Annotated in this window: 31 protein-coding genes; 9 read left to right on the forward strand and 22 right to left on the reverse strand. The window is 36.1% G+C overall.

What is annotated here, in order from left to right; all coding sequences use genetic code 11:
* Positions 1–83: 83 nt before the first annotated feature.
* The 3 genes from BCER98_RS13440 to typA all read right to left on the reverse strand — a co-directional run bounded on the left by BCER98_RS13440 (position 84) and on the right by typA (position 2,681).
* Positions 84–338, reverse strand: coding sequence for a hypothetical protein (locus BCER98_RS13440; RefSeq protein WP_012095104.1), 255 nt, complete (start codon positions 336–338; stop codon positions 84–86).
* A gap of 19 nt (positions 339–357) precedes the next feature.
* A complete protein-coding gene (locus tag BCER98_RS13445; RefSeq protein WP_012095105.1) occupies positions 358–660 on the reverse strand; it encodes a YlaH-like family protein in 303 nt (100 codons plus the stop codon).
* A 176-nt stretch (positions 661–836) separates the two neighbouring features.
* A complete protein-coding gene (gene typA, locus BCER98_RS13450; RefSeq protein ID WP_012095107.1) occupies positions 837–2,681 on the reverse strand; it encodes a translational GTPase TypA in 1,845 nt (614 codons plus the stop codon).
* Between the two features lie 141 nt (positions 2,682–2,822).
* Here typA and BCER98_RS13455 point away from each other — a divergent pair, with 141 nt between their 5' ends.
* Positions 2,823–3,002 (forward strand): DUF5325 family protein, encoded by a 180-nt coding sequence (locus BCER98_RS13455; protein ID WP_000400124.1) that lies wholly within the window; start codon positions 2,823–2,825, stop codon positions 3,000–3,002.
* A gap of 43 nt (positions 3,003–3,045) precedes the next feature.
* On the opposite strand, the gene BCER98_RS13460 is transcribed toward BCER98_RS13455, so the two are convergent.
* Positions 3,046–3,837, reverse strand: coding sequence for an inositol monophosphatase family protein (locus tag BCER98_RS13460; RefSeq protein WP_012095110.1), 792 nt, complete (start codon positions 3,835–3,837; stop codon positions 3,046–3,048).
* A gap of 89 nt (positions 3,838–3,926) precedes the next feature.
* Positions 3,927–4,115: a hypothetical protein gene (locus BCER98_RS13465; protein WP_012095114.1), complete on the reverse strand. Its 189-nt coding sequence runs from the start codon at positions 4,113–4,115 to the stop codon at positions 3,927–3,929.
* A 204-nt stretch (positions 4,116–4,319) separates the two neighbouring features.
* On the opposite strand from BCER98_RS13465, the gene BCER98_RS13470 reads away from it, so the two are divergent.
* Positions 4,320–4,946 carry a YktB family protein gene (locus BCER98_RS13470; protein ID WP_012095115.1) on the forward strand — a complete coding sequence of 209 codons (627 nt, stop codon included), beginning with the start codon at positions 4,320–4,322 and terminating at the stop codon, positions 4,944–4,946.
* Positions 4,947–5,026: 80 nt separating this feature from the next.
* On the opposite strand, the gene BCER98_RS13475 is transcribed toward BCER98_RS13470, so the two are convergent.
* Complete coding sequence (locus BCER98_RS13475) at positions 5,027–5,296, reverse strand: UPF0223 family protein (protein WP_012095116.1); 270 nt, start codon at positions 5,294–5,296, stop codon at positions 5,027–5,029.
* Positions 5,297–5,658: 362 nt separating this feature from the next.
* On the opposite strand from BCER98_RS13475, the gene BCER98_RS13480 reads away from it, so the two are divergent.
* Both BCER98_RS13480 and BCER98_RS13485 read left to right on the forward strand, forming a co-directional pair.
* Positions 5,659–7,131, forward strand: a complete 1,473-nt coding sequence (locus BCER98_RS13480; protein ID WP_012095118.1) for an aminotransferase class I/II-fold pyridoxal phosphate-dependent enzyme — start codon at positions 5,659–5,661, stop codon at positions 7,129–7,131.
* 74 nt (positions 7,132–7,205) lie between these two features.
* On the forward strand, positions 7,206–8,036 hold the full coding sequence (locus BCER98_RS13485) for a protein-glutamine gamma-glutamyltransferase (protein ID WP_012095121.1): 831 nt from the start codon (positions 7,206–7,208) through the stop codon (positions 8,034–8,036).
* Positions 8,037–8,073: 37 nt separating this feature from the next.
* On the opposite strand, the gene BCER98_RS13490 is transcribed toward BCER98_RS13485, so the two are convergent.
* The 3 genes from BCER98_RS13490 to BCER98_RS13500 form a co-directional block, all read right to left on the reverse strand.
* Positions 8,074–8,202, reverse strand: a complete 129-nt coding sequence (locus BCER98_RS13490) for a GapA-binding peptide SR1P (RefSeq protein WP_012095123.1) — start codon at positions 8,200–8,202, stop codon at positions 8,074–8,076.
* A gap of 59 nt (positions 8,203–8,261) precedes the next feature.
* Entirely contained in the window at positions 8,262–8,390 is a 129-nt protein-coding gene (locus tag BCER98_RS13495; protein ID WP_012095124.1) for a GapA-binding peptide SR1P, read from the reverse strand.
* Between the two features lie 191 nt (positions 8,391–8,581).
* Positions 8,582–8,881 carry a DUF3055 domain-containing protein gene (locus BCER98_RS13500; protein ID WP_012095125.1) on the reverse strand — a complete coding sequence of 100 codons (300 nt, stop codon included), beginning with the start codon at positions 8,879–8,881 and terminating at the stop codon, positions 8,582–8,584.
* 132 nt (positions 8,882–9,013) lie between these two features.
* Here BCER98_RS13500 and BCER98_RS13505 point away from each other — a divergent pair, with 132 nt between their 5' ends.
* A complete protein-coding gene (locus tag BCER98_RS13505; protein WP_012095126.1) occupies positions 9,014–9,406 on the forward strand; it encodes a DUF1885 family protein in 393 nt (130 codons plus the stop codon).
* Between the two features lie 3 nt (positions 9,407–9,409).
* On the opposite strand, the gene BCER98_RS13510 is transcribed toward BCER98_RS13505, so the two are convergent.
* The 5 genes from BCER98_RS13510 to pdhA form a co-directional block, all read right to left on the reverse strand.
* Complete coding sequence (locus BCER98_RS13510; protein WP_012095127.1) at positions 9,410–9,637, reverse strand: hypothetical protein; 228 nt, start codon at positions 9,635–9,637, stop codon at positions 9,410–9,412.
* 319 nt (positions 9,638–9,956) lie between these two features.
* Positions 9,957–11,369 (reverse strand): dihydrolipoyl dehydrogenase, encoded by a 1,413-nt coding sequence (gene lpdA, locus BCER98_RS13515; RefSeq protein ID WP_012095128.1) that lies wholly within the window; start codon positions 11,367–11,369, stop codon positions 9,957–9,959.
* Between the two features lie 5 nt (positions 11,370–11,374).
* Positions 11,375–12,640 carry a dihydrolipoamide acetyltransferase family protein gene (locus tag BCER98_RS13520; protein ID WP_012095129.1) on the reverse strand — a complete coding sequence of 422 codons (1,266 nt, stop codon included), beginning with the start codon at positions 12,638–12,640 and terminating at the stop codon, positions 11,375–11,377.
* 92 nt (positions 12,641–12,732) lie between these two features.
* Positions 12,733–13,710: a pyruvate dehydrogenase complex E1 component subunit beta gene (pdhB, locus tag BCER98_RS13525; protein ID WP_012095130.1), complete on the reverse strand. Its 978-nt coding sequence runs from the start codon at positions 13,708–13,710 to the stop codon at positions 12,733–12,735.
* Positions 13,711–13,713: 3 nt separating this feature from the next.
* The gene (gene pdhA, locus BCER98_RS13530; RefSeq protein WP_012095131.1) at positions 13,714–14,829 is read right to left on the reverse strand and encodes a pyruvate dehydrogenase E1 component subunit alpha; all 1,116 of its coding nucleotides are present in this window, start codon (positions 14,827–14,829) and stop codon (positions 13,714–13,716) included.
* A 514-nt stretch (positions 14,830–15,343) separates the two neighbouring features.
* On the opposite strand from pdhA, the gene BCER98_RS13535 reads away from it, so the two are divergent.
* Together BCER98_RS13535 and def are read left to right on the forward strand one after the other, a co-directional pair.
* Positions 15,344–15,490: a YjcZ family sporulation protein gene (locus BCER98_RS13535; protein WP_000274566.1), complete on the forward strand. Its 147-nt coding sequence runs from the start codon at positions 15,344–15,346 to the stop codon at positions 15,488–15,490.
* Between the two features lie 185 nt (positions 15,491–15,675).
* On the forward strand, positions 15,676–16,230 hold the full coding sequence (gene def, locus BCER98_RS13540) for a peptide deformylase (RefSeq protein ID WP_041809956.1): 555 nt from the start codon (positions 15,676–15,678) through the stop codon (positions 16,228–16,230).
* Positions 16,231–16,302: 72 nt separating this feature from the next.
* Here def and BCER98_RS13545 read toward each other — a convergent pair whose 3' ends face one another.
* On the reverse strand, positions 16,303–17,076 hold the full coding sequence (locus tag BCER98_RS13545) for a Cof-type HAD-IIB family hydrolase (RefSeq protein ID WP_012095133.1): 774 nt from the start codon (positions 17,074–17,076) through the stop codon (positions 16,303–16,305).
* Between the two features lie 530 nt (positions 17,077–17,606).
* On the opposite strand from BCER98_RS13545, the gene BCER98_RS13550 reads away from it, so the two are divergent.
* Together BCER98_RS13550 and rnjA are read left to right on the forward strand one after the other, a co-directional pair.
* Complete coding sequence (locus tag BCER98_RS13550; protein WP_012095134.1) at positions 17,607–17,819, forward strand: DNA-dependent RNA polymerase subunit epsilon; 213 nt, start codon at positions 17,607–17,609, stop codon at positions 17,817–17,819.
* Positions 17,820–17,822: 3 nt separating this feature from the next.
* Positions 17,823–19,490: a ribonuclease J1 gene (rnjA, locus tag BCER98_RS13555; RefSeq protein WP_012095135.1), complete on the forward strand. Its 1,668-nt coding sequence runs from the start codon at positions 17,823–17,825 to the stop codon at positions 19,488–19,490.
* A 238-nt stretch (positions 19,491–19,728) separates the two neighbouring features.
* Here rnjA and BCER98_RS13560 read toward each other — a convergent pair whose 3' ends face one another.
* From BCER98_RS13560 to abbA, 7 genes are all read right to left on the reverse strand, one after another.
* A complete protein-coding gene (locus tag BCER98_RS13560) occupies positions 19,729–20,394 on the reverse strand; it encodes a potassium channel family protein (RefSeq protein ID WP_012095136.1) in 666 nt (221 codons plus the stop codon).
* An 80-nt stretch (positions 20,395–20,474) separates the two neighbouring features.
* Positions 20,475–21,338, reverse strand: a complete 864-nt coding sequence (locus tag BCER98_RS13565) for a cytochrome c oxidase assembly protein (protein WP_012095137.1) — start codon at positions 21,336–21,338, stop codon at positions 20,475–20,477.
* Between the two features lie 208 nt (positions 21,339–21,546).
* Positions 21,547–22,677, reverse strand: coding sequence for an N-acetyldiaminopimelate deacetylase (locus BCER98_RS13570; protein WP_012095139.1), 1,131 nt, complete (start codon positions 22,675–22,677; stop codon positions 21,547–21,549).
* Positions 22,678–22,739: 62 nt separating this feature from the next.
* Positions 22,740–23,462 carry a 2,3,4,5-tetrahydropyridine-2,6-dicarboxylate N-acetyltransferase gene (gene dapD, locus BCER98_RS13575; protein ID WP_012095140.1) on the reverse strand — a complete coding sequence of 241 codons (723 nt, stop codon included), beginning with the start codon at positions 23,460–23,462 and terminating at the stop codon, positions 22,740–22,742.
* A gap of 71 nt (positions 23,463–23,533) precedes the next feature.
* Entirely contained in the window at positions 23,534–24,391 is an 858-nt protein-coding gene (locus BCER98_RS13580) for a LysR family transcriptional regulator (protein ID WP_012095141.1), read from the reverse strand.
* Positions 24,392–24,698: 307 nt separating this feature from the next.
* On the reverse strand, positions 24,699–25,142 hold the full coding sequence (gene cbpB / locus BCER98_RS13585) for a cyclic-di-AMP-binding protein CbpB (protein WP_012095142.1): 444 nt from the start codon (positions 25,140–25,142) through the stop codon (positions 24,699–24,701).
* A 375-nt stretch (positions 25,143–25,517) separates the two neighbouring features.
* Complete coding sequence (abbA, locus tag BCER98_RS13590) at positions 25,518–25,709, reverse strand: antirepressor AbbA (protein WP_012095143.1); 192 nt, start codon at positions 25,707–25,709, stop codon at positions 25,518–25,520.
* Positions 25,710–25,778 lie beyond the last annotated feature (69 nt).

Consider the following 25,778-nt stretch of genomic DNA (forward strand, 5'->3'; position numbering starts at 1 on the left):
CCGCTACTTTAGGGCAGTAACAGTCCGATTGGTGAAAATTCATGATCAGCGGGGGGATGAAGAGCCCCCCACTAGTTAAAGTTTCACTTTATCTGGTCTATAAAACAATCGATTGATTCTAACAGAAACCTCACATACCCCATTTCTTGCTCTTTTTCATACGTAACTATATACATTTCTTCTCTTTTTTCTACTTTTACATTCTTTAATTGATAATCTTCGTATACTATGTTGTGAAATAGCTCATAGGTTTCTTGCGCAGCTATATCATCTGGTCGTGCTTCAACAACTGTTTTGATTGTTAACCAGTTGTATAATGCATCTTGTATAGAATGCATGAGCTCCCCCTCCTCTTGCTTAACTTGCTTTTTGTTGTTTTGCTTGTCGCAGGCGCAGCTTATAAATTCCTAATACAAGTGCCGCTACAACAAGTCCTTCTCCAACTGGTAAGAAAACAGCAAAAAATGTGAGAACGGTGCATCCAATCGCTAACGAAGCATAAATAACAATATTTTTTAATACCGATAATTTCCTCGCAAACCCTAAATGATAAACAATGGCACTTAAAACGATAATAGTACCGTAAAGCATCCACATTCCCACTTTAGGATTCGTATCTACTTGATATAGATTTGCAAAAAAAGACATTTTCTCAAGCATCCTCTTTTCTCCCCCTACTAACAACAAAAATCGCGTTCTTCTGTTTTTTATTATATGTTCTACTACCTACTATAAGAGTACCTTGCAACAAAAATACTGTCCACCTAAAAGAGTAAATTTTCAAAAAATAAAACCTTTAAAAAAAGAGCCGTCTTTTGAAAAGACAGCTCCTTCTCTTAAGCTTCTACAGATTTTTTTCTCTTCGCAGCTTTTTCACGTTCATTTTTATCTAGAATTTTTTTGCGCAAACGAATAGATTCTGGCGTTACTTCACAATACTCATCATCATTTAAATACTCTAATGATTCTTCTAATGTCATAATGCGTGGTTTTTTCATTGTTGAAGTTTGGTCTTTTGTTGCAGAACGAATATTAGTTTGTTGCTTCATTTTTACAATGTTAACCGTTAAATCATTTTCACGTGTATGCTCTCCAACAATCATACCTGTATATACTTCTGTACCAGGTTCAACGAAGATGACACCGCGATCTTCAACTTGCATAATACCATATTGTGATGCTTTCCCTGTTTCAAGTGAAACAAGAACACCTTGACGACGTCCACCAACTTGTCCAGCATGTACTGGTTGATAGCTGTCAAATGTGTGGTTCAAAATACCATAACCACGTGTTAACGTTAAGAATTCTGTTGTATAACCAATTAATCCACGTGCTGGCACCATAAATGTTAGACGAACTTGACCATTTCCGTTATTCACCATATCTAACATTTCGCCTTTGCGAGCTCCCATAGATTCCATAATGGAACCAGTATATTCTTCTGGTACATCGATTTGCACGCGCTCTACAGGCTCACATCTCACACCATCGATTTCTTTAATAATTACTTCTGGTTTTGATACTTGTAATTCATAGCCTTCACGACGCATATTTTCAATTAAGATTGACAAATGTAATTCCCCACGGCCAGATACAATCCATGCATCAGGAGAGTCTGTATTCTCTACACGTAAACTTACATCTGTTTCTAATTGCGAGCGAAGACGCTCTTCGATTTTACGAGATGTAATATATTTCCCTTCACGACCTGCAAATGGGCTATTATTTACAAGGAACGTCATTTGTAATGTCGGCTCATCAATGCGCAATAAAGGTAGAGCTTCTTGATGGTCAATCGGACATACTGTTTCCCCAACGTTAATGTCTTCCATACCAGAAACAGCTACTAAATCGCCGGCTTTTGCTTCTTCAATTTCTTGACGTTTTAATCCCATGTAACCAAAGATTTTTGTTACGCGGAATTGCTTCACACTTCCGTCCACTTTCATTAAAGCAACTTGCTGTCCTACTTTCATTGTACCGCGGAATACACGCCCAACTCCGATACGGCCTACATAATCATTATAGTCAAGAAGAGCTACTTGGAATTGCAATGGCTCATCGCTATTATCGATTGGTGCCGGAATATGATTGATAATTGTTTCAAATAATGACTTCATATTCTCTTCTTGATTTGCTGGATTTGGATCCAAGCTTGCTGTTCCGTTCATCGCTGAAGCGAATACAACCGGAAACTCTAATTGATCTTCATTTGCACCTAGCTCAATGAATAAATCTAATACTTCATCAACAACTTCTTCCGGACGAGCAAAGTCGCGATCAATTTTGTTTACAACAACGATTGGCGTTAAGTTTTGTTCAAGTGCTTTCTTTAATACAAATCGTGTTTGTGGCATACAACCTTCATATGCATCAACAACAAGTAAAACACCATCAACCATTCGCATGATTCGTTCTACTTCACCACCGAAATCAGCGTGTCCAGGTGTATCTAAAATGTTAATTCGTTTATCTCCATAGTGAATCGCTGTATTTTTCGCTAAAATCGTAATACCGCGTTCTCTCTCTAAATCATTCGAATCCATTGCACGTTCTTCTACATGCTCATTTGCACGGAACGTTCCCGCTTGACGTAATAACTGGTCAACAAGTGTTGTTTTACCATGGTCAACGTGGGCAATAATTGCTATATTACGTAAATCTTGTCGTTTTTTCAACATGTCCAACTCCTAGTGTCTTTTTAATCCTTCTCTATTATAAGAGCGAAGAGGATATAATGGCAATCAAAATAAAATCAAGAATGAAAATATAGTTGTATTCTTACTTTTGTGAAAGTAAAATAAAAATTGGAGGGTGAAGATATGGAACACATTCAGTACCGCTTTTTATTAACAGCCATTATCGGTGTTATTTTCTTGATCGGCATCGGAATTATGATTGCTGAAAATAGCCCCATCGGTATTATTATTTGCATTATTGGTACATTTGTTACAGTTGGATACGGCTTTATAACAAAACGAAAAATGCGCAAATCACAATAACATGAAAAAGTAAGAAGCTTACTATAGCCTCTTACTTTTTTTGCTATTGTGATACAAATGGTAACAATTCATCATATACGCCTGGTTTCGCCACTAGTACACTACTTTTTTCTACAATAGAAATTGGTGTCCCAGTAAATGTTGTCACTTTGCCACCAACTTCTTCAACAATAATTTTCCCACCACCAAAATCCCAAGGAGATAACCGCGGCGTTATATAAGCATCCAACCTTCCAGTTGCCACATATACCATCTCTAATGCAGCACAACCATACGAACGTGTTCCTCTTGCCTTTTTAACAAGCTGCATCATTTTTTCCATATGAAGCAACGGGTTATCAGTAAGCCATGTCGCATTTAAAGCAACTATGCTACTTTCTAACGCTCCTTCTTGTAACAGCGGAATAGATACACCATTACAAAACGCCCCTTCCCCTTTTACAGCATGATATAACTCATCATGTACGGGATCATAGATAAGACCGATTATTCCGATACCGTTCTTATAAATACCAATCGAAATAGCAAAATTTCGTTTTTGATGAACAAAATTCATCGTACCATCAATTGGATCAATTAACCAAACAATCCCATTAGAAGAAGTGACTTCATCCCCATACCCTTCTTCCCCTAAAATATAATGTTCTGGGAATGTTTCTTTAATTTTCCCAATGAAAAATTGTTCTATTTCCCGATCCATATTCGTTACTAGATCGGCCGCATTTGACTTTGTTTCAATGATAAGGGCTTGTTTTAGCGATGCCCTTAAGCTCTCTCCTGCTTCTCGAACCCACTGTTTTGCATGTGTATCAATTTCTTTCCATACCTCTTGCATATTTTAAACACTCCGATCTATACTGTTCACAGAAAAAACGAACCCTTTATAAGGTTCGCACCAACTTAATTTTTATACATATACTATTATTACGCTTCTAAACGAATCATTTCAAGCCTTAAGGCTTCCAATTTTTGGACGCATTCTTCTTTTTTCCGATTGTCATTTTCCATCATCGCATCGTATAACGTTGCTAATTCATAATCTAACTCTAACCTTAATACCGGAATTCTTTTTTCAGCATCTGTTCTCTTTAATGCATTAATCACCTGTCTCATAGTATTTGCCTCCTCCCAATATTCGTCTGCCCTCGGACTAGAATTAACTTAATTTTCTGATTTTTTGTTTTATACTATACTATGTTGGATAAAGTATCTATGCAACAAATTTATATTTTTTTACCGATTTTTTTGTGCTGTTCTTTTTATGAATCGTACAAGCTATGCTAAAATAAAAACAAACTAGGAGTTGGAGGAACGATTATGACATTACAAACTTTTCAATCAGCTGACTTCGCTGTCTTTTCAGTTGACGGTCTTGAAAGACGCATGAATGCAATCAAAACACATATCCAGCCAAAATTAGAAACATTAGGGGAACGATTTTCCCATTACTTATCTGACCAAACTGGCGAACCTTTTTTCTATCATGTTGCCAAACATGCACGTCGCAAAGTCAATCCACCAAACGATACTTGGGTTGCTTTTTCAACAAATAAACGCGGCTATAAAATGTTGCCACACTTTCAAATTGGCTTATGGGGCACCCATGCTTTCATATACTTTGGTTTAATCTATGAGTGTCCACAAAAAGAGGTAGCGGCTCATGCCTTATTAGAACATTTAAATGATTTAAAAACAAATATACCAAATGACTTCGTTTGGTCCATTGACCACACTAAACCAGATGTTCTACCACATAACACATTAGAGGCAAAAGATTTACAAAAAATAATTGAGCGATTAGCTACTGTTAAAAAGGCCGAGTTATTAGTTGGAATTCATATAGCACCAGAGGAATTTTCGTCTATGACAAATGAACAATTTCAAACTAAGATTGAATCGACAATCCACTCACTCCTTCCTTTATATAACATTTGCAATCGATAGTAGAAAACGGACAATTACTATTGTCCGTTTTTAGTTGTTATCATATTATAGCACTCTAAAATTAATTTTTCAAAATTTTTTTACATTTTAACAATCTTATGTTCTTCTGTATCTTTCCCTTTTTGTATTGTACGATAGATTGAATAACCGCTTACTTCCTGAAATTCTTTATCAATTTTCTTTTCTTCGGCTTTGGATGGAACAATTTGTTTGAACTTGCGATATAAATCCATCAATTCTTCTTTAACAATTCCTTTTTCATTTGCTCTTTCTATCGCCTCATAAAATTTCACAACAGTAATCATCTCTTCATTCGACCAATCATAATCAAGTGGATATTGATATTCCATATTTACACCTCATCTATCTTTATTGTTCTGTTATTATGCTACCGTAAAGACTACAATTTCATCCTTGATATAGCTTCTTTGTATTATACACTATTTTGCTAGTCTAAGTTGTCATTATCCCCATAGACTATTTCAGTGTATATTATATTTTGTATCCATGCAGTTAAAAATAATATTTTTCTATACATCTATAATTATTGGTGATATAATGCTTTTGTTTTATAGAAAATAAAGTGATACTTCCATTTTTTACGAGTGGTAAGTCAAACAAATCTAGTTCTTGAAGACGATGATATAACAAACATCTTCTAAGTAGAACAGAGTCACATAAAACAAAATAAATAGAAGAAGGGGTGTATAGATTGTCCCAATACAAAACACCATTGTTTACCGCTTTAGTAGAGCACAGTAAGCGAAATCCAATTCAATTTCATATTCCTGGTCATAAGAAAGGCCAAGGAATGGATCCTGTATTTCGTGAATTTATTGGGCATAATGCATTAGCAATTGACTTAATTAACATTGCACCGCTTGATGATTTACATCATCCAAAAGGTATGATTAAAGAAGCACAAGATTTAGCAGCAGCAGCGTTCGGTGCAGATCATACGTTTTTTTCCGTTCAAGGTACAAGCGGAGCAATTATGACAATGGTGATGAGCGTATGTGGTCCCGGAGATAAAATTCTTGTACCACGAAACGTTCATAAATCTGTAATGTCAGCCATTATTTTCTCAGGTGCAAAACCAATTTTCATTCATCCTGAAATTGATGCGAAACTTGGTATTTCACATGGTATTACCATACATTCTGTAAAAAAAGCACTCGATGAACATCCCGATGCGAAAGGATTGCTTGTAATTAATCCAACATACTTTGGATTTGCCGCAGATTTGCAACAAATTGTTGAATTAGCCCATTCCTACGAAATACCTGTACTAGTTGATGAAGCTCATGGTGTCCATATCCATTTCCATGATGAATTACCGATGTCAGCGATGCAAGCTGGCGCAGATATGGCTGCAACAAGTGTGCATAAACTAGGTGGCTCTTTAACACAAAGTTCCATTTTAAATGTAAAAGAGGGCCTCGTAAATGTAAAGCATGTCCAATCCATTATTAGCATGCTTACTACAACATCGACTTCTTATATTTTATTAGCTTCCCTCGATGTTGCAAGAAAACGATTGGCAACAGAAGGAAGAGAGCTAATAACAAAAACAATAGAGCTAGCTGAACGTGTTCGTAGTGCTGTCAATCATATTGAACATCTTTATTGTCCTGGAAAAGAAATGTTAGGCACCGACGCAACATTTCGTTACGATCCAACAAAGCTTATCATATCTGTGAAAGACTTAGGAATTACAGGTCATGAAGCCGAATTATGGTTAAGACAACACTATAATATTGAAGTCGAGCTTTCAGACCTATATAACATTCTATGTCTGATTACACTAGGAGACACAGAAGACGAGACAAATGTACTCATTGCAGCTCTACAAGAACTAGCTACAACATTTAAACATCGTGCAGATAAAGGCGTTCAAGTACAAGTAGAAATTCCAGAAATTCCTGTACTAGCTCTTTCTCCACGAGATGCTTTTTATTCAGAAACAGAAGTTATTCCGTTTGAAAATGCTGCTGGCCGCATTATAGCAGATTTTGTAATGGTTTATCCCCCAGGGATTCCAATCTTTACTCCAGGAGAAATTATTACACAAGAAAACTTAGATTATATCCAGAAAAATTTAGAAGCTGGATTACCTGTTCAAGGTCCAGAAGATATGACACTCCAAACATTGCGTGTCATTAAGGAGTTTAAGCCTATCAGTTGATAGGCTTTTTTTTCACCATTTCCTCTTTTATTCATACGCTATTACAGAATGTAGCGTATAGGTGGGATACCATTATGATTGTGATTGGGCGTTCTATTGTACATCCTTATATCATGAATGAAAATGAACCGTTTGCTGCCGAAAAACAACAATTTTTATCGATAATGACCGGAAATCAAGAAGTATACTCCTTTCGAACAGCCGCTGAACTCAGCTTTGATTTAAATGTAAGGATGCATATTATTACCTCTGCATTAGAACTTTTTCAAAGTGGATTTCAGTTCCGTACATTCGTGACATCTTTTTGTAATGAAGAATATTGGCAACGAACAGCACTAGGAGGATTTCAATTGCGTCCCGGTGTATCATCTTCCATTGCAATACGAGATATTTTTAAAAATGGTAAAATGTACGGAACTGAATGTGCAACAGCAATGATTATTATATTTTATAAAGCATTGTTAGAACTATATGATGAAGAAATGTTCAACCATTTATTTGCAAATCTTCTATTATATACATGGGATTATGATCGTGATTTAAAATTAATAACAAAGACAGCTGGAGATATTGTTCCAGGTGATTTAGTCTACTTTAAAAATCCTCAAGTGAATCCTGCTTCTATCGAATGGCAAGGAGAAAATGCAATTTATTTAGGTAACTCTTTTTATTACGGTCATGGAGTTGGTGTAAAAACAAAAGAACAAATCATTTATCTGTTAAATGATAGAAGAATCCCCTCTGCTTTTATTTCAGCCTATTTAACCGATTTTATTACGCGTATAGATAGCCGCATCATGAGCCAATATGCTTCTCATACTCCACCACAAACCTCACTGGGATTTATCCCTATTAGAGACGATGCAATTGTAGCAACTATCGGACATACAACTACTATCTATTAAAAAAGCATCTGCATTCGCAGACGCTTTTTTTCTACTATTAAGCTTTTACATGTTTCTCATGGCCACATTCACAATGAGATCCACATTTTCCGTAAAGTACTGTTGTTTTTTCTTCTTCAAAGTATGCGATTGTACTTTCACAATCTTGACATACGATTGTTCCCATTTTTCTTTTCCCCCTAATTGAATGGTCCTAAAAACTTTTCTAGCTGCAAAATTTATATACTACTGGGCCTTTGTATGTTCCTTGTGACCACATCCGCAAGATCCACATTTTCCGTAAAGTATTGTTACCTTTTCATCTTCGAAGTGTGCGATTGTACTTTCACAATCTTGACATACGATTGTTCCCATTTTTCTTTTCCCCCTAAGTTTGTAATCCCAAAAACTTTTGTAACCGCTTAACTTTCTGACTCTATTTTAATATGTTATACTTTTAAAGTCAATAGGTTTTTTAGTATAACACATTTTAAATTTTTATTTCGCATTAGTATGAAACAATAATGCAAAAAACAACCATATTTCATACGACTGTTTCTGTTTTTTCATTCTTCATGCTCAGCATGTACAGAGGAAGTTTGCGGAACAAGAAATTTAAAAAATTGGGCTAAATCATTTGCTTCTTCTTCTGATACCAATTTAAATATTTCTTGTAAATGTTGGGTATTTTCTACATCATCTGGTCCAAGAAGTGTTGCTCTCCCCGTCTGCATACAAACGACAAGTGGTTTTCCAAAAAACATATTTGTATAAATAACTCCAAAATCATAGCGATTTTCATGCGTCATAAACCCTAAAAAGCGTATATGGACATTCTCATGTTCATCATACAATTTCTCGAACATCTCATTACTCCTTTCAAAAGACCGTCTCCTTCCCGTATATATTAAACGAAAAAAAGAAATAACCTTTTAATTGTCAAAAAATTCAAAGCGATGTTACAATACAATTGTAACTGACATTAGGAGGGATCTTTTATGCAGCATGCCTTTATAAAACTTGTGTCTAAATCTAAAAAACAGTCTGTCTCATTAGATGACATCAAAGAATTTTTCCAATATTATAAAACAATCACTTCACAAACTGGCACGCAAATTCATTACGCATATGCAGACTTTGCCTTTCCTTATGAAATAGTAGATACTTCAGATTCGACGCTAGAACTAAAATCGAATCATGAGCGATATAACTGTATTTATGTAGGAGTTGACTCCGAAAATGACCAAACTTTTATTCAAATTTCTTTGCCTTCTACAGCAACATTCGGAGACAAAGGAAAAGCAAATGAATTTTTCCGTTTTTTAGCAAAAAAATTAGAGGGTGAACTACAACTATTTAATGGAAGAACAATGTATTTTTATAAGCGGTAAGATTTAAAAGAGGTAAGAGATGATTAAAAACACGATGCCATTTATACAAGTGAGAATGAATGCTTGTTTTCTTATAGGAAGCACAACATATGTAATTACATATGCAAGATAGAGAAACATAAAGAAGAGCATTATTTTATAATGAACCTTATCACCACTTGACAAGGATAACACAATAGAAAAACCACTCCATAAAAGAAAATGATAAAATATAACATGTATATATTTCATGGACCGTCTCCTTTGACATGCTCTATTTTATTATAATATATGGGATTGAAAGCAAATCAATTCCATAATAGAAACAAGTTTATTTTCTTAAAACCCCACTCCCTTATAGGGCAACTGCTTTCATTTCACATCTACAAGTTTGTCTCTATACAATTCTCCAATCAAGTGCAACTTTAATGAATAGGAAGGTCTTTCATCCCCCGCTGATTATGAGTCCTCACCAAGCAGGCTACTACTCCCCTAAAATAGCGGGATAAAGACCTTATAAGAAAAAAACGCCTCTTACAGAATAAGAGACGTTTTTTTCTTACTTACTATATTATTTTACAATGTGAATTGGCATTCCAAGAGCAACTTCTGCTGCTTCCATTGTAATTTCACCTAATGTTGGGTGAGCATGGATTGTTTGTGCAATATCTTCTGCTGTCATACCCGCTTCGATAGCAAGTCCTAACTCAGAGATAATATCAGAAGCACCTGCACCTGCAACTTGTGCACCTACAAGAAGACCATCTTCTTTACGTGTTACAAGTTGTAAGAAACCGTCTGTGCTGTTTAATGATAATGCACGACCGTTTGCAGCGAATGGGAATTTAGATACAGCTACGCTCATTCCAGCTTCTTCTGCTTGTTTCTTCGTATAACCAACAGATGCTAATTCTGGATCAGTGAAGCATACTGCTGGAATTCCAATGTAATCGATTGCTGCTGCATGACCACTAATAGCTTCAGCTGCTACTTTACCTTCGTAAGAAGCTTTGTGCGCTAATGGTGGTCCAGGAACGATATCACCGATTGCATAGATGTTTGGTACATTTGTACGGCATTGCTCATCGATTTCGATTAGACCGCGATCAGTCATTTTAATTCCAAGTTGCTCAAGACCGATTTCTTGAGTATTTGGACGACGACCTACAGTTACTAATACGTAATCTGCTTCTACAGTTTGTACTTCGCCTTTTACTTCGAAGCTAACTTTTACGCCGTTTTCAGTTTCTTCAACGCCTTTAGCCATAGCTTTCGTATGGATTGTAACGTTTCCTTTTTTCTGAAGAGCACGTTTTACAACTGAGCTCATTGCTTTTTCGAAACCAGCTAAGATTTCGTCACCAGCTTCTACTACAGTAACTTCTGTACCGAAGTTAGCATAAGCAGTACCTAATTCCATACCGATGTAACCGCCGCCGATTACAACAAGTTTTTTAGGAATTTCAGGCAAACTTAAAGCACCTGTAGAGTTGATAACGCGTTTAGAATATTTGAATCCTGGAATTTCAATTGGTGTAGAACCAGTTGCAAGGATTGCATTTTTGAATGTATAAGTTTGTGCTGCATCTTCAGTCATTACACGTAATGTATTTGCATCTACGAAGTAAGCTTCACCGCGAATGATTTCAACTTTGTTTCCTTTAAGAAGGCCTTCTACACCGCCAGTTAATTTCTTAACTACGCCATTTTTCCATTCTTGAACTTTTGTGAAGTCCACTGTTACATTTTCAGCGATAATACCCATGTCATCAGAATGTTTTGCATGCTCAAAACGATGACCTGCATTAATTAACGCTTTAGAAGGAATACATCCAACGTTTAAGCATACGCCTCCAAGGTTAGCTTTTTCAATAACTGCTACCTTTTGACCTAATTGTGCTGCACGAATTGCTGCAACATATCCACCAGGACCTGCACCAACAACGACTGTATCTAATTCAATTGGGAAATCTCCTACTACCATTGTTATTACGCCTCCATTACTAATAATTGTGGGTCGTTTAATAGACGTTTAATTTGGTTTAATGCTTTTTGAGCAGTTGCACCGTCAATTAAACGATGGTCAAAGCTTAGAGATAATGCTAATACTGGAGCTGCAACGATCTCACCATTTTTCACAACTGGTTTTTCAGCGATGCGACCAATACCAAGGATTGCTACTTCTGGGTGATTGATAACTGGAGTGAACCATTGTCCACCAGCAGAACCAATGTTTGTGATTGTGCAAGAAGCACCTTTCATTTCAGCAGGAGCTAAGCGACCTTCACGCGCTTTTGTAGCAAGCTCATTAATCTCACTAGAGATAGCAAAGATAGACTTGCGATCAGCATCTTTAACAACTGGTACTAAAAGACCTTTATCAGTATCAGCTGCGATACCAATATTGAAGTAATGTTTATGAACAATTTCTTGAGTTGCATCATCTAAAGAAGTGTTCAACATTGGGAATTCACGTAATGCAGATGTTAAAGCTTTTACAACATATGGAAGGTAAGTTAATTTAATACCTTTGTCAGCTGCAACAGCTTTGAATTTCTTACGATGAGCAACAAGCTCTGTTACATCTACTTCGTCCATTAATGTTACGTGAGGAGCTGTATGTTTAGAGTTAACCATTGCTTTCGCAATCGCTTTACGGATACCGCTCATTTTCTCGCGAGTTTCTGGGTATTCACCAGCTGGGATTGGTTGTGCTTTTGGCGCTTCTTCTTGAGCTGCTGGAGCTTCTGCTGCAGCTTCAGTAGTCGCTGCTTGTCCACCATTTACAAATGAATCAATGTCAGCTTTTACAACGCGACCGTTTTTACCAGATCCTGCCACTTTATGGATGTCTACACCTTTTTCACGAGCATATTTACGAACAGATGGCATAGCGATTACGCGTTCATTTGTTGTTTCTGCTACTGGAGTAGCTGCTGCTGGAGCTTCTTCTTTTGCTTCCTCAGCTTTTGGAGCATCGTCATGCTCGTCACCTTTAAATTTAAGGTTTTCGTAACCAGGAGCATCAAATTTAACAAGAACATCTCCTACTACTGCAACTGTTCCTTCTTCTACAAGTACTTCAAGTACTTTACCTTTTACAGGAGAAGGGATTTCTACTACTGCTTTATCATTTTGTACTTCAAGAAGTACGTCGTCTTCGTTTACTTCATCGCCTGGTTTAATAAACCATTTTACGATTTCACCTTCGTGGATACCTTCACCGATATCTGGTAGTTTAAATTCAAATGCCACGGAATTCATCCCCCTGATTCATTTCATTATTATGGAATATGTACAAAAGAAATCAACATGTGCTGACTTCTTTTGCACATGAATAACTAAAATTAGAAGTTCATTACTTTTTTAGCAGCTTCAACAATATCTTTATGGTTTGGTAACCATACGCTCTCAGCTTGAGAGAATGGGAATACTGTATCAGCAGCTGCAACACGTAGAACTGGAGCTTCTAAGCTTAAGATTGCGCGGTCATTAATTTCCGCTACAACGTTTGCTGCAATACCAGCTTGTTTTTGAGCTTCTTGGACAACGATTGCACGGCCTGTTTTCTCAACAGATGCAATGATTGTTTCGATGTCTAATGGCTGAACTGTACGTAAGTCAACAACCTCTAAAGAGATACCTTCTTTTTCAAGCTCTTCAGCAGCTTTTAACGCAGCATGTACCATAGCACCGTACGCAAAAACAGATACATCTTTACCTTCGCGTTTTACCTCAGCTTTTCCTAATTCAATTGTGTATTCGCCTTCTGGTACTTCTTGGCGGAATGAACGATATAATTTCATATGCTCTAGGTAAATAACTGGATCGTTGTCACGAATCGCAGAAATTAAAAGACCTTTTGCATCGTATGGAGTAGATGGGATAACAACTTTTAAACCTGGTTGTTGTGCCACTAAACCTTCTAAGCTATCAGCGTGTAATTCTGGAGTATGAACGCCACCACCGAATGGAGAACGAACTGTGATTGGAGCATTCCAACGTCCACCAGAACGATAACGCATACGAGCCATTTGACCAGAGATTGAATCCATTACTTCGTAAACGAAACCGAAGAATTGAATTTCTGGAACTGGACGGAAGCCTTGAAGTGCTAAACCAATTGCAAGTCCACCAATACCAGATTCTGCAAGTGGAGTATCCATTACACGGTCTTCGCCAAATTCAGCTTGCAAGCCTTCAGTAGCACGGAATACACCGCCGTTTACACCAACGTCTTCACCAAAAACAAGTACGTTAGGATCATTTTTCATTTCAACGCGTAAAGCATCAGTGATTGCTTGAATCATTGTCATTTGAGCCATGGCTTACTTCGACTCCTTTTCTTTGTAAATTTCATATTGTTCAGCTAAGTTGTAAGGCATTTCTTCGTACATGATTTCCATTAAATCAGTTACTTTTTGTTTTGGAGCTTGGTCAGCCTTAGCAATAGCTTGTTTGATATCTTCTTTTGCTTCTTCGATTACTTTTTCTTCTTCTTCTTGAGACCATAGGCCTTTATTTTCTAAGAATGCACGGAAGCGTACGATTGGGTCTTTTTGTTCCCATTCATTTTCAATATCTTTTGTGCGGTAACGAGTTGGGTCATCACCAGCCATTGTATGTGGACCATAACGGAATGTTAAAGTCTCGATTAAAGTAGGACCTTCACCATTTACTGCGCGCTCACGAGCAAAAGCAGTTGCTGCGTATACAGCTAATGGGTCCATACCGTCTACTTGAATTCCATAAATACCTGCTGCTACTGCTTTTTGAGCTACAGTTTTTGCTGCAGATTGTTTTTCTACTGGAGTAGAGATTGCATAACGGTTGTTTTGAACAACAAAGATTGCTGGAGCTTTGAACGCACCTGCAAAGTTCATACCTTCATAGAAGTCACCTTGAGATGCACCGCCATCACCAGTGTAAGTAATTGCAACAGATTTTTTACCACGTAATTTCATACCTAACGCAACACCAGCAGTTTGGATAATTTGCGCACCGATAATAATTTGTGGAGGAAGTGCATTTACATTCTCTGGCATTTGGTTACCCATGAAATGTCCACGAGAGAATAAGAATGCTTGGTATAATGGTAGACCGTGCCATACTAATTGTGGAACGTCACGATATCCCGGTAAAATAAAGTCTTCTGCTTCAAGTGCAAAATGACTCGCTAATTGAGAAGCTTCTTGTCCAGCTGTTGGTGCATAGAAACCTAAACGTCCTTGACGGTTTAAAGAAATAGAACGTTGATCTAGTACGCGAGTATACACCATGCGGCGCATTAATTCTTTTAATTGATCATCAGTTAAATTAGGCATTGCTGCTTCATTCACAACTTCGCCTTTTTCATTTAAAATTTGTAATGTTTCAAATTGAGCTGCGATAGCTTTCATTTGCTCATCAACATTAAATAGGGTCTTTTTTGTTTTAGTACCCATTCCGTTCACCTCTTCCTCTCTTGAACCATATTCTGAAACGCTTTCACTAGCATACATCTAGAAAGAAAACGCAATCATGTAAACCGATAGGAATCCTTATCGGCTGAGAATAAATTTGTGTACCTAACAATCTGTACTAATATTTTTTTAGAAGCATATTAATACAATCTTGATTACGTTTTTTAGTTTACAACTATTCTAATCACGATGTCAATTACTTTAATTACGATTTTTTATGAATCACATTGAAGGTTTCGCCATATATACATGTTTTTATTTTCACATCTGTATTAGTAAGCATAAACCTACTGTTATATTATTCCCTGTTTCACTTGTTCTTGACCCTAGAATAATATGTAAACGATGTAATTCTCTTTAGTTTTTCTCTCTTTACAACAAAAATATGCAACCACTTCTTCCTTTTCTAGGTAAATGCCCATACATTTCCCTCTACTCTCCCATACATTATAAGTAACCGCAATATTAGCGGAAAATGATAAAGGAGGTCATATATATGTACGGATACACATATTGTTATCCAACTTGCTCATACCCTTCTTACGGCTACGGCGGTTCTTGCGGCGGATCTGGACGCGGTTTTGCTTTAATCGTTGTATTGTTTATCCTTTTAATTATCGTTGGTGCTGCTTGTATTCGTTAATGTAAGACACAACAACTATGAAAAAGAGGTGTCCCAAAAGTCAGTGAAACGTGACTTTTGGGGCCTTTTTTCCTTCAAGGAATTGAAGTTTTGAACAAGACACTCTGTTCGCAATGTACTACATATGCTTTACCATGACTTTTTTTATTTCCTTTGGTAGACTTAAGGAGAAAGGAGAGATTACAATGCTTACAATGAACGATGTAATTCGTGAAGGAAATCCGATTCTCAGAACAGTAGCAGAAGAAGTACAGCTGCCAGCTAGCGAAGAAGATACACAGACACTAAAAGAAATGATTGAGTTTGTCATAAACAGTCAAAACCCGGAAATGGTTGAAAAATATAATTTGCGCCCAGGGATTGGATTAGCGGCTCCACAAATTGGTATTTCGAAAAGAATGATTGCGATTCATGTTACGGATACAAATGAAACATTATATAGCTATGCATTGTTCAATCCAAAAATCATTAGTCATTCCGTTGAACGTACATACTTACCAGCTGGCGAAGGGTGTTTATCTGTTGATCGTGAAGTACCTGGATATGTTCCTCGCTATGCAAGAATTACAGTGAAAGCAACAACTGTTGATGGAGAAGAAGTAAAATTACGGTTAAAAGGCTTACCAGCGATTGTCTTCCAACATGAAATCGATCATTTAAATGGCGTCATGTTCTATGATCATATTAATCAAGATAATCCTTTTGCTGTTCCTGAAAACGCAAAACCTCTTGAACGCTAAAAAGCAGAAGCTACGCTTCTGCTTTTTCATTCTTATCCAATCGTTCTCTATGAAACAGTTTTTATCTCTATTTTAAATTAAACCAGCCCACTGTAACCCATGATGAATCCCGCCTTCACTCACATCTTTTGTTACATAATTTGCAAGTTTCTTCAGCTCTTCATGACCATTTCCCATTACAATTCCTGTTCCAACTGCTTCAATCATTTCTAAATCATTCAGTCCATCCCCAAAAGCATACACTTGTTCTCTCTGAAATCCTAATTTCTCAATAAACTTTTCGATTCCTTTCGCTTTTGAACCTCCATTAGGAATAATATCCATTGAATATGCGTGCCAACGAATAAAATGAAAATCTGGATAATCATGAATAAACTTTTCTTCTTCACCTGCTTGGCAGAAAACAAGCGTTTGATAAATATCACGATTTTCATGAAAATTAGGCTCATATACTGGGTGTTCAAATTGCAAACTCCCAAAACCTTCTTTTACATAATCATGATATTCTACCGTTGCTTTCATATCTTGATCGTCTAAATAAACAAGTGGATACCCTTCTTGTTTTGCAAATGTTGTAAATTTACGAAGCGTTTCTGAGCGTAGTGGATTTTTAAAGATGACCTCATCCTCAAATACAACATATTGACCATTAAAACTAACATAATTATGAATATTGAGCTCATGACGGATATCTTCAAACATAAACGGAGCACGTCCCGTTGCAATTGCTACATGGACTCCCTTTTCTTGTAAAGTACGCACTGCTTCTCTTGTAGATTGCGGAATTTTTTTATCATGATCTAACAATGTTCCATCAATATCAAAAAAGACAATTTTATCATTCATTTATCAAAACCCTTTCCACTTCTTATATACTTCTAACTTTACTATCACTTTTAAAATACTAAAAAAAAGTATAACATATTAACCATCTTTAAAGTAAGCATTCGCTTCCTAACTTTATCCCTGTCATACATATGTATTAATGAGAACGAGTATCGAGGTTTTTCTAAATGAATTTTCTTTTCTCATCTTTCTCATACTATACACATAACGAGTGAAATGACTGTCAATCATGACGTACTATTCAAGCTAGCACTTAAACGAGAAACGATGAATAAGATAATGTAAGAAAACCCGATGAATATATGTGTATGTTTTACAATAAGGAAAGGAAGGAGCAGCTATGCTAAAAAAATTGAAGAAAAAGCTAAAACGCTATTTAAATGATTTAGTACGAAAAAAAACAATGGCTTAAATCATGCCCATTTCGGGCTTTTTCTTCATTCCCATTCGAAAAAACATGAAAAACATGACTATTTGCTTTATAATAGGTAATAGATTATGCAAAACATAGACAAGGAGAGGTTTTTCCAATGATTTTTAAAGTATTTTATCAAGAAAAAATGACTGAGGTTCCAGTACGTGAAAATACAAAAGTTCTATATTTAGAGGCTGACTCTGAAAGAGACGTTCGTGCAAAATTAAAAAAGTTCGCATATAACATTGAGTTTGTTCAGTCAGTGACTGGCGCTCATCTTGAATACGAAAAGCAAAATGCTGATTTAAAACTAACGGAGATCGTATAATTTATGAAATTTCTAAAAAACGATCAGGTTGCCGTATTCGCTCTTGGTGGACTGGGCGAAATCGGCAAAAATACATATGCTGTTCAATTTCAAGATGAAATTATTATAATTGATGCTGGAATTAAATTTCCAGAAGACGAACTTCTCGGGATCGACTATGTGATCCCTGATTACACTTATTTTGTACGAAACGAAGATAAAATTAAGGGCGTCTTCATCACACATGGTCATGAAGATCATATCGGTGGAATCCCTTACTTATTACGCCAAGTAAATGTTCCAATTTACGGAGGGAAATTAGCGATTGCCCTAATTAAAAATAAATTAGAAGAGCACGGTTTACTTCGTAAAGCAAAACTTTACGAAATTCAAGAAGATGATGTAATTAAATTTAAAAAAACGTCTGTTTCCTTCTTCCGTACAACACATAGCATTCCAGATTCATTTGGCGTTGTTGTGAAAACACCACAGGGGCAAATTGTTCATACGGGAGACTTTAAATTTGATTTCACACCAGTTGGTGAGCCAGCAAATTTAACGAAAATGGCTGAAATCGGTAAAGATGGTGTACTTTGCCTATTATCCGATAGCACAAATAGCGAAGTTCCTAACTTTACAATGTCTGAACGTCGCGTTGGTGATAGCATTCAAGATATTTTCCGCAAAGTAGAAGGACGTATTATTTTTGCTACTTTCGCATCTAATATCCACCGTTTACAACAAGTTGTCGAAGCTGCTGTTGAAAACAATCGCAAGGTAGCTGTATTCGGTCGAAGTATGGAAGCTGCCATTCAAATCGGACAAGACCTTGGTTATATTCGTTGTCCAAAAGATACATTCGTCGATGCAGCTCAAATCAATAAACTACCTGCTAACCAAATTGTTATTTTATGCACAGGTAGTCAAGGTGAACCAATGGCGGCACTTTCTCGCATTGCCAACGGCACACATCGTCAAATCCAAATTATTCCTGGGGATACGGTTGTATTTTCTTCTTCTCCTATTCCAGGAAATACAGTTAGTGTAAGCCGTACAATCAACATGTTATACCGTGCTGGTGCTGAGGTCATCCATGGTAAACTTACCAATATTCATACGAGCGGACACGGCGGACAAGAAGAACAAAAACTTATGTTACGTCTCATTAAACCGAAATATTTCATGCCTATTCACGGTGAATATCGTATGCAACGCATGCATATGAGCTTAGCAAATGATTGTGGTATTCCTGAAGAAAATTGTTTTATCATGGACAATGGTGATGTACTCGCCTTGCGTTCAGATGAAGCAAATATTGCTGGAAAAATCCCATCAGGGTCTGTTTATATTGATGGAAATGGAATTGGCGACATCGGAAATATCGTATTACGTGACCGTCGTATTCTTTCAGAAGAAGGACTTGTAATCGTCGTTGTCAGCATTGATATGAAAGAATTTAAAATTGCCGCAGGGCCTGACATTATCTCTCGTGGATTCGTTTATATGCGTGAAAGTAGCGATTTAATTAATGACGCACAAACATTAATTACAACACATCTAGAAAAGGTGATGGAACGAAAGACAACACAATGGTCTGAAATTAAAAATGAAATTACAGATACATTAGCTCCATTCCTATATGAAAAGACGAAGCGCCGTCCAATGATTTTACCAATCATTATGGAAATATAAAAAACATGTTCCAACAGAAATAGTCTTATTTTAATGGAACATATCATAAGAGTGAAAAGACCAATTTGTATAGCAAATTGGTCTTTCTTCATTTATGTTAAAATGATAACAATCCAATGAAACAGTCACTACAAAAAAAGAGTCTATCACCTATATAGAGGTGATAGACTCTTTTTATTATACAGTGGATTTTTTCGTGACCTTATCTACAGCCAAACCTTTTTTCATACGATTCTTTCTATCGTAAGAAATGCTTGAAACGATCTACTTCGTCATCATGGCCAATCACAATTAAAATATCCCCAGACTGGATATTTTCAGTAGCTCGCGGCGAGACAATCACTTCTTTACCTCGTTTTATCGCTACGATATTCAAGCCAAATTTCGCACGAATATCCAGTTCGATTAACGAATGACCATCGATTTTTTTATTAGCAATTATTTCTACAATACTATGTTCATCTGAAAGCTCTAAATAATCTAATACGTTGCTAGAAGCAATATTATTTGCAATACGTTTTCCCATATCACGCTCAGGATGAACAATATGATCTGCCCCTATTTTACTTAATACTTTTTCATGATAATCATTCTGAGCTTTTACAGTAATATTTTTTACTCCTAATTCTTTTAAAATAAGTGTTGTTAAAATACTAGCATTTAAGTTGTCTCCAATTGCTACAACAACGTGATCAAAGTTGCGGATACCAAGACTTTTTAAGACCATTTCATCTGTGGAATCTGCAATTACTGCATGGGACGCAATATTTGCAAATTCATTAATTTTATCTTCATCTAAGTCAATGGCCATTACTTCCATACCTAGTTGTGCTAATTCACGGCAAATGCTGCCTCCAAAACGTCCAAGTCCAATGACAGCAAACTCTTTCTCTTTTTCACTCACATGAATTCCTCCAATAACATCAAATCCAACTTCATTTTATTGTAGCATACTTTATTTTCACTAGCGAACCTTGCCCACTACTACTGCTTTTGTATGTAAAAATATTGTTGTACATACAATGAAATACTACAGACTAGCATTCCAAATACAAAAATATTCCCAAACGAACTAAACGTTTGAAAAACGAATACTAATGTTTCTTGACCAAAAAATGCAAACAACAGTTGCGCAAAAGCAAATAAAAGTGCCCACATATAGTGATGTTGATGAAATAAATAATGTGTCGCTCCTAAAAAAGCCAAAAAGGAAATGATAAATATCCACCATGTTCCGAAAAATAGTTGCCATCCTTCAAAATGATGACCGTTCATAATTACTGCAATAACCACTATTACAAACATTGTTGGCACACTCCAAAATAGTGCTCTCCTTCTAAAAAAGCGAACACCCTTTTGATCCCCTTTTTCATTTGCACAGTACGTCAAAAACGCAGTGCTTATATATAAAACAGAGAGAATTGTTAAAACAATAATTAACCAAAAATGAAGCTGGTAATATTCATGTTCTATATTTGTAACGATAGCAGCAAGCATACATGGAATAAACATCCCTGTCCAACCATCAATTTTCTGTTCATTCCAAAACACAGCATTCCCAATTCGAACCCCTAACAGCATAAAAATAATAATACCAATTCCAAATAAAGTTGCCTTATTTCCGACGAAACTTGTTGAAAACGCAACTAATCCAATAAATAAAAAAAGAACAAAGCCATTCATAATTTCTAGTACAGGGGATAAGTATTTCTTCACCCACTGGTATGTTTCTTTATATTCAACTTTATTAGCTAAGCGATATGCGTAAAAGCTGATACCGAAATATATCGCAGCAATAATAACGTATGTATACAGAAAGAAACATAATATTGCACTACTGATTTGCACCTGACTCCCCACCCTTTTTCAATGTATCACATTGATTTTACACACGTTTTATATAAAAAGTAAAGTAAAGCAAAACATATCGCTTCTTTGCTAACTAATATACCGAATTTACTCCCATTCTAATTTTTCATAGAACATATTTTTAAAATCCTTTATCTACTTCACCGAGGATCGCTCTTTAAAATCGTGCCGTAAAAAAAGAACAGGTCTACCTCCTGTTCCCTTTCCATTTGACATATTGATTTAAAAATTCAATTGCTCGATCAATTGCCGCTTCATTTGGCTTTAGTTTCGCATGATGCAAACCATATTCAGAATCGACACCAAGCCAAAACATAAATCCTGGAATATCGCGAAGCATGTATCCGAAATCTTCTCCCGTCATAGCCTCCTTGCAAGTAACCACATTCATATTCGTATCTTTTGAAGCGAACTCCATAAATTCTTTGGTTAATGCTTCATGATTATATACTTGATGATACATTGCACCATAATCAATAACCGCCTCACATTGGAATGCAGCCTCAATCCCAGCAACAATCGCTTCGATTCTATCTTTCACTCGCTTCATTGATTCAACAGATAATGTTCGAATTGTCCCCTCTAAACGCGACTTTTCTGCAATTATATTTTGAACGGTTCCACCTGTAATTTTACCAATTGTAATCACTGCACTATCCAATGGATTCACATTACGACTAATTACAGATTGAAGCTGGGTCACAAGATGACTAGCTGCAACAATCATATCATTCGCCATATGTGGGTATGCCGCATGTCCACCTTTTCCCTTTAAATCAATATACAATTCGGATGTATTTGCAAAGAGTAACCCTTCTTTTGTAGCAATCGTTCCGACTGGATATTCTGGTGCAATATGAAGCCCAAGAATCATATTTGGTTTCCATTCTTTTAATTCTTCGCTTTCTAACATAGGAAGTGCTCCGCCAGGCCCTTCTTCAGCAGGTTGGAATAGAAAAACAAGGTCATCATCTATTCTGTCATTTACAGTGGCGGTAAGCAATCCTAAACCAATTGTAGTATGAAAATCATGACCGCACGCATGCATCATTCCTTCATGAGTCGAAGCGAATTCATATCCTGTTTCCTCTACAATTGGCAAACCATCCATATCCGCGCGGTAACCAATTGTTTTTACCGGATTCTTTCCCTTGACTTTAACGATAACCCCTGTTTTCCATGTCTTTACTTCAATATGTTCGTTAGGAAGCGTCTCAATATAATTTAAAATATATTGCTGTGTTTTCCACTCTTGAAATCCTAATTCAGGAATTTGATGTAAATCCCTACGGATTTGTACAAATTTACTGATTGTCATGTCTACACCGCCATTTATAAAAAGCGTAAGGGCCTCTTCATTCCCTTACGCTTTTTGCTTTTTTATTTTTCTGGGTTTAATTGACGAAGCTCTTGCTTAATTTCTGTTTTTGCCTTTGTCTTCTCATCAATTTTTTTAATGACACGTGCTGGCGTCCCTGCAACTACTGTATATGGAGGTACATCTTCTGTTACAATCGCACCCGCTGCAACAACCGCACCTTTTCCTACTGTCACACCTTCTAAAACAACTACATTGGCACCAATTACAACATCATCTTCAACGATAACTGGTTTAGCAGAAGGTGGCTCAATAACACCTGCAAGAACTGCACCTGCACCTACGTGACAGTTTTTACCTACTGTTGCACGTCCGCCTAATACAGCATTCATATCAATCATAGAACCTTCACCGATTACAGCACCGATGTTAATTGTTGCATTCATCATAATAACCGCATTATCACCAATTTCGACATGGTCACGAATAATCGCACCTGGCTCAATACGAGCTTTAATACCTTTTAAATCAAGCATTGGAATTGCAGAATTACGACGGTCATTTTCCACAACATAATCTGCAATGTGCTTTTTATTTTCTTCAAGAATCACCTTAATTTCAGACCATTCTCCAAATAACACACCCGCTTTTTTGTTCACAAATGCTTGTACAGTTCCAGGGAATGTTACCTCTTTTAAATCCCCTTTTATGTATACCTTCACAGGAGTTTTCTTTTCACTTTTTTGAATAAATGAAATAATTTCATTTGCATCCATCATTTTCATGCTTGTTGCCTCCTAAATCCATTTATATTGTTACTCTATCAAACGAAAGAGCTAGTAGCAAGATAAGAATCTTATTTTTCCTTTTGAATTTCTTCTATAATTTCTAAAAATGCTTGCACTTGCTTTAATTGTCTAGCAGAATCACTTGTTAATAGCCAAGTTTCTCTTGTTAATTGTACAGGTGTTTTATATGTATTTGTCTTTACTTCTTTTAATACTGTAGAAGGCAACAAAGCATAGCCAATGCCATTTAAAACAAGTTGCTTACACGTTTCAATCTGATCTACAACGATTGTACGTTTAGGCGGATTCGAAAATAGCCCGTACCACCAATTTTGAATTTGTCCATAGTATGTTGAATCACTTTTAAATTGTATAAAAGGTCTATTTGTATCCTTCAGCATAGAAATATCTTTTATTTCTGTATCAACTAAGTATAATTCATCCTCAAATAATTGTTGTTTGTGCCCTTTATATTCTTGCGTTCCTCTTAAAATAGCAACATGGACGTCTCCTTCATAAAAATGCTTTTGCACTTCGCTACTCCAACCTGTAAAAAGCGAAATCTTCACAAAAGGATATTTTTGTACAAATTTTTTCAAAACAGGAGGTAACCAATATTGTCCAATTACAGAAGCAACAGCAATTTTCAATGTTCCATATGTCTCAGTGTGGTAGATTGCTAACTCACTCTTAATCGCTTCTTCTCTTTCTAACATCTCCTTCGCATAACTAGCTACTTTTTCCCCTTCTGGTGTAATTGTCAATCCCTTTTGCGAGCGAATAAAAAATTTCATTCCCCATTGTTTCTCCATAGATTGTAATCGTTGACTTAGTGCAGGCTGCGAAACAAATAAACGCTCTGCCGCTCTTCTCATATTGGATTCTTGCGCTAAGACAACCATCATTTGAAAATCATCGATTTGCAACTTTCTCCCTCTTTCCTTGTCCTACATATAAAACAAACATTAAGTCAATGGAGAATATCCAAGCTGACCTTTCTAACATAAAATCCCTATCGTATTGTCACTACATGACGAAACACTCATCTACCCTCAATATATATGCATTATGTTTATTAACATGCACAGTCTAACTTGTATTTTTCATGGTGAAATAAGTGTAAAGTTTGCTTACTCTTTCATCTTTATTTCTTTTTAAATATAATACATCATTAACAGAGATGCACGATAAAAAAGCGACTTCTTTTTTGTCTACGAAGTCGCTTGCCCTTCACTACCGATTATACTGCCTTACTTTCTTATTTAACAGCTTTAAAATAGCTCGTCGCGTTAAAATGCCTTCAAAGTACTCCTCATCATTTACAACACAAATAAAAGGATGATCAATCGTCATTCCTAATGCTTTCGTAAATGAATCATCTAACTTAAGAAATGGAATATCTCTTTTCATGACTTCTTCCACTTTCATATTCTCAAGTTTCTCAAATTCAATGCGCTCTAATCCTAAAATTCCATCTAAAATCATGGCAGTACTAATGAGCCCATGCAATTTATACATCGGATCTAACACAGGAATTGCAGAATATCCGGACTTCACTAAAACAAGTAACGCATGCTCTAAACTGTTACCAATTTGAACGTGTGCTACCTTTTCTGATGAAATCATTAAATCCTTTACAAGAACTTGTTGAAACTCATCTTTCGGAATACTAATCATTTTACATCCCCCATTTTTATCCCTTTTTCCTGTTCATAACACTTTCCCGTACAGCCTGAAAAACCTTCTATTTCCTTTTTTATCCTGCTATTTTAGGACAGTTAAGATTCCCACTTCAAGATTCAGAGAGAAGCAAAGAAGATAGGTGGGAGTAGGGCTGCCCGTAACATCCTGATTGGTGATGGCTCATAATCAATCGGGATGAAGAAAATCCCTCCTACTGATTAAAGTTTCACTTTATTTCCCACTGTTATTTACATATCATGACAGCGTTTTCACATCATTATGTTATCCGTATCGAATTCCTATAAAATATAATATACATACACCATTTTATCATAGAACTCAAAAAAAAAACTACCTTTCTGGTAGTCCTTAATAACCTTCATTTTTTAATCTATAAAATAACCTTGCGATTCTTTTATATTGGGAAATATTTGTTTTCTTAAGACCGCTTTCAATATCTGACAGCTCAACAGCTAAAATTTCACTTGCATAATTTTGTTGAAATAAAACTTCTAACAGTAACTCTTTTTCTTCATTTGTTAACCCGAATTCTTTTCGCATGTACTCCTCTCCTTACAATCATTTCCTTTTGTTTATTATATAAAATATTTATTTAATTTAATAGACAAA

The sequence above is a fragment of the Bacillus cytotoxicus NVH 391-98 genome, assembly GCF_000017425.1.
In the GTDB taxonomy this organism is placed as follows: Bacteria; Bacillota; Bacilli; order Bacillales; family Bacillaceae_G; genus Bacillus_A; species Bacillus_A cytotoxicus.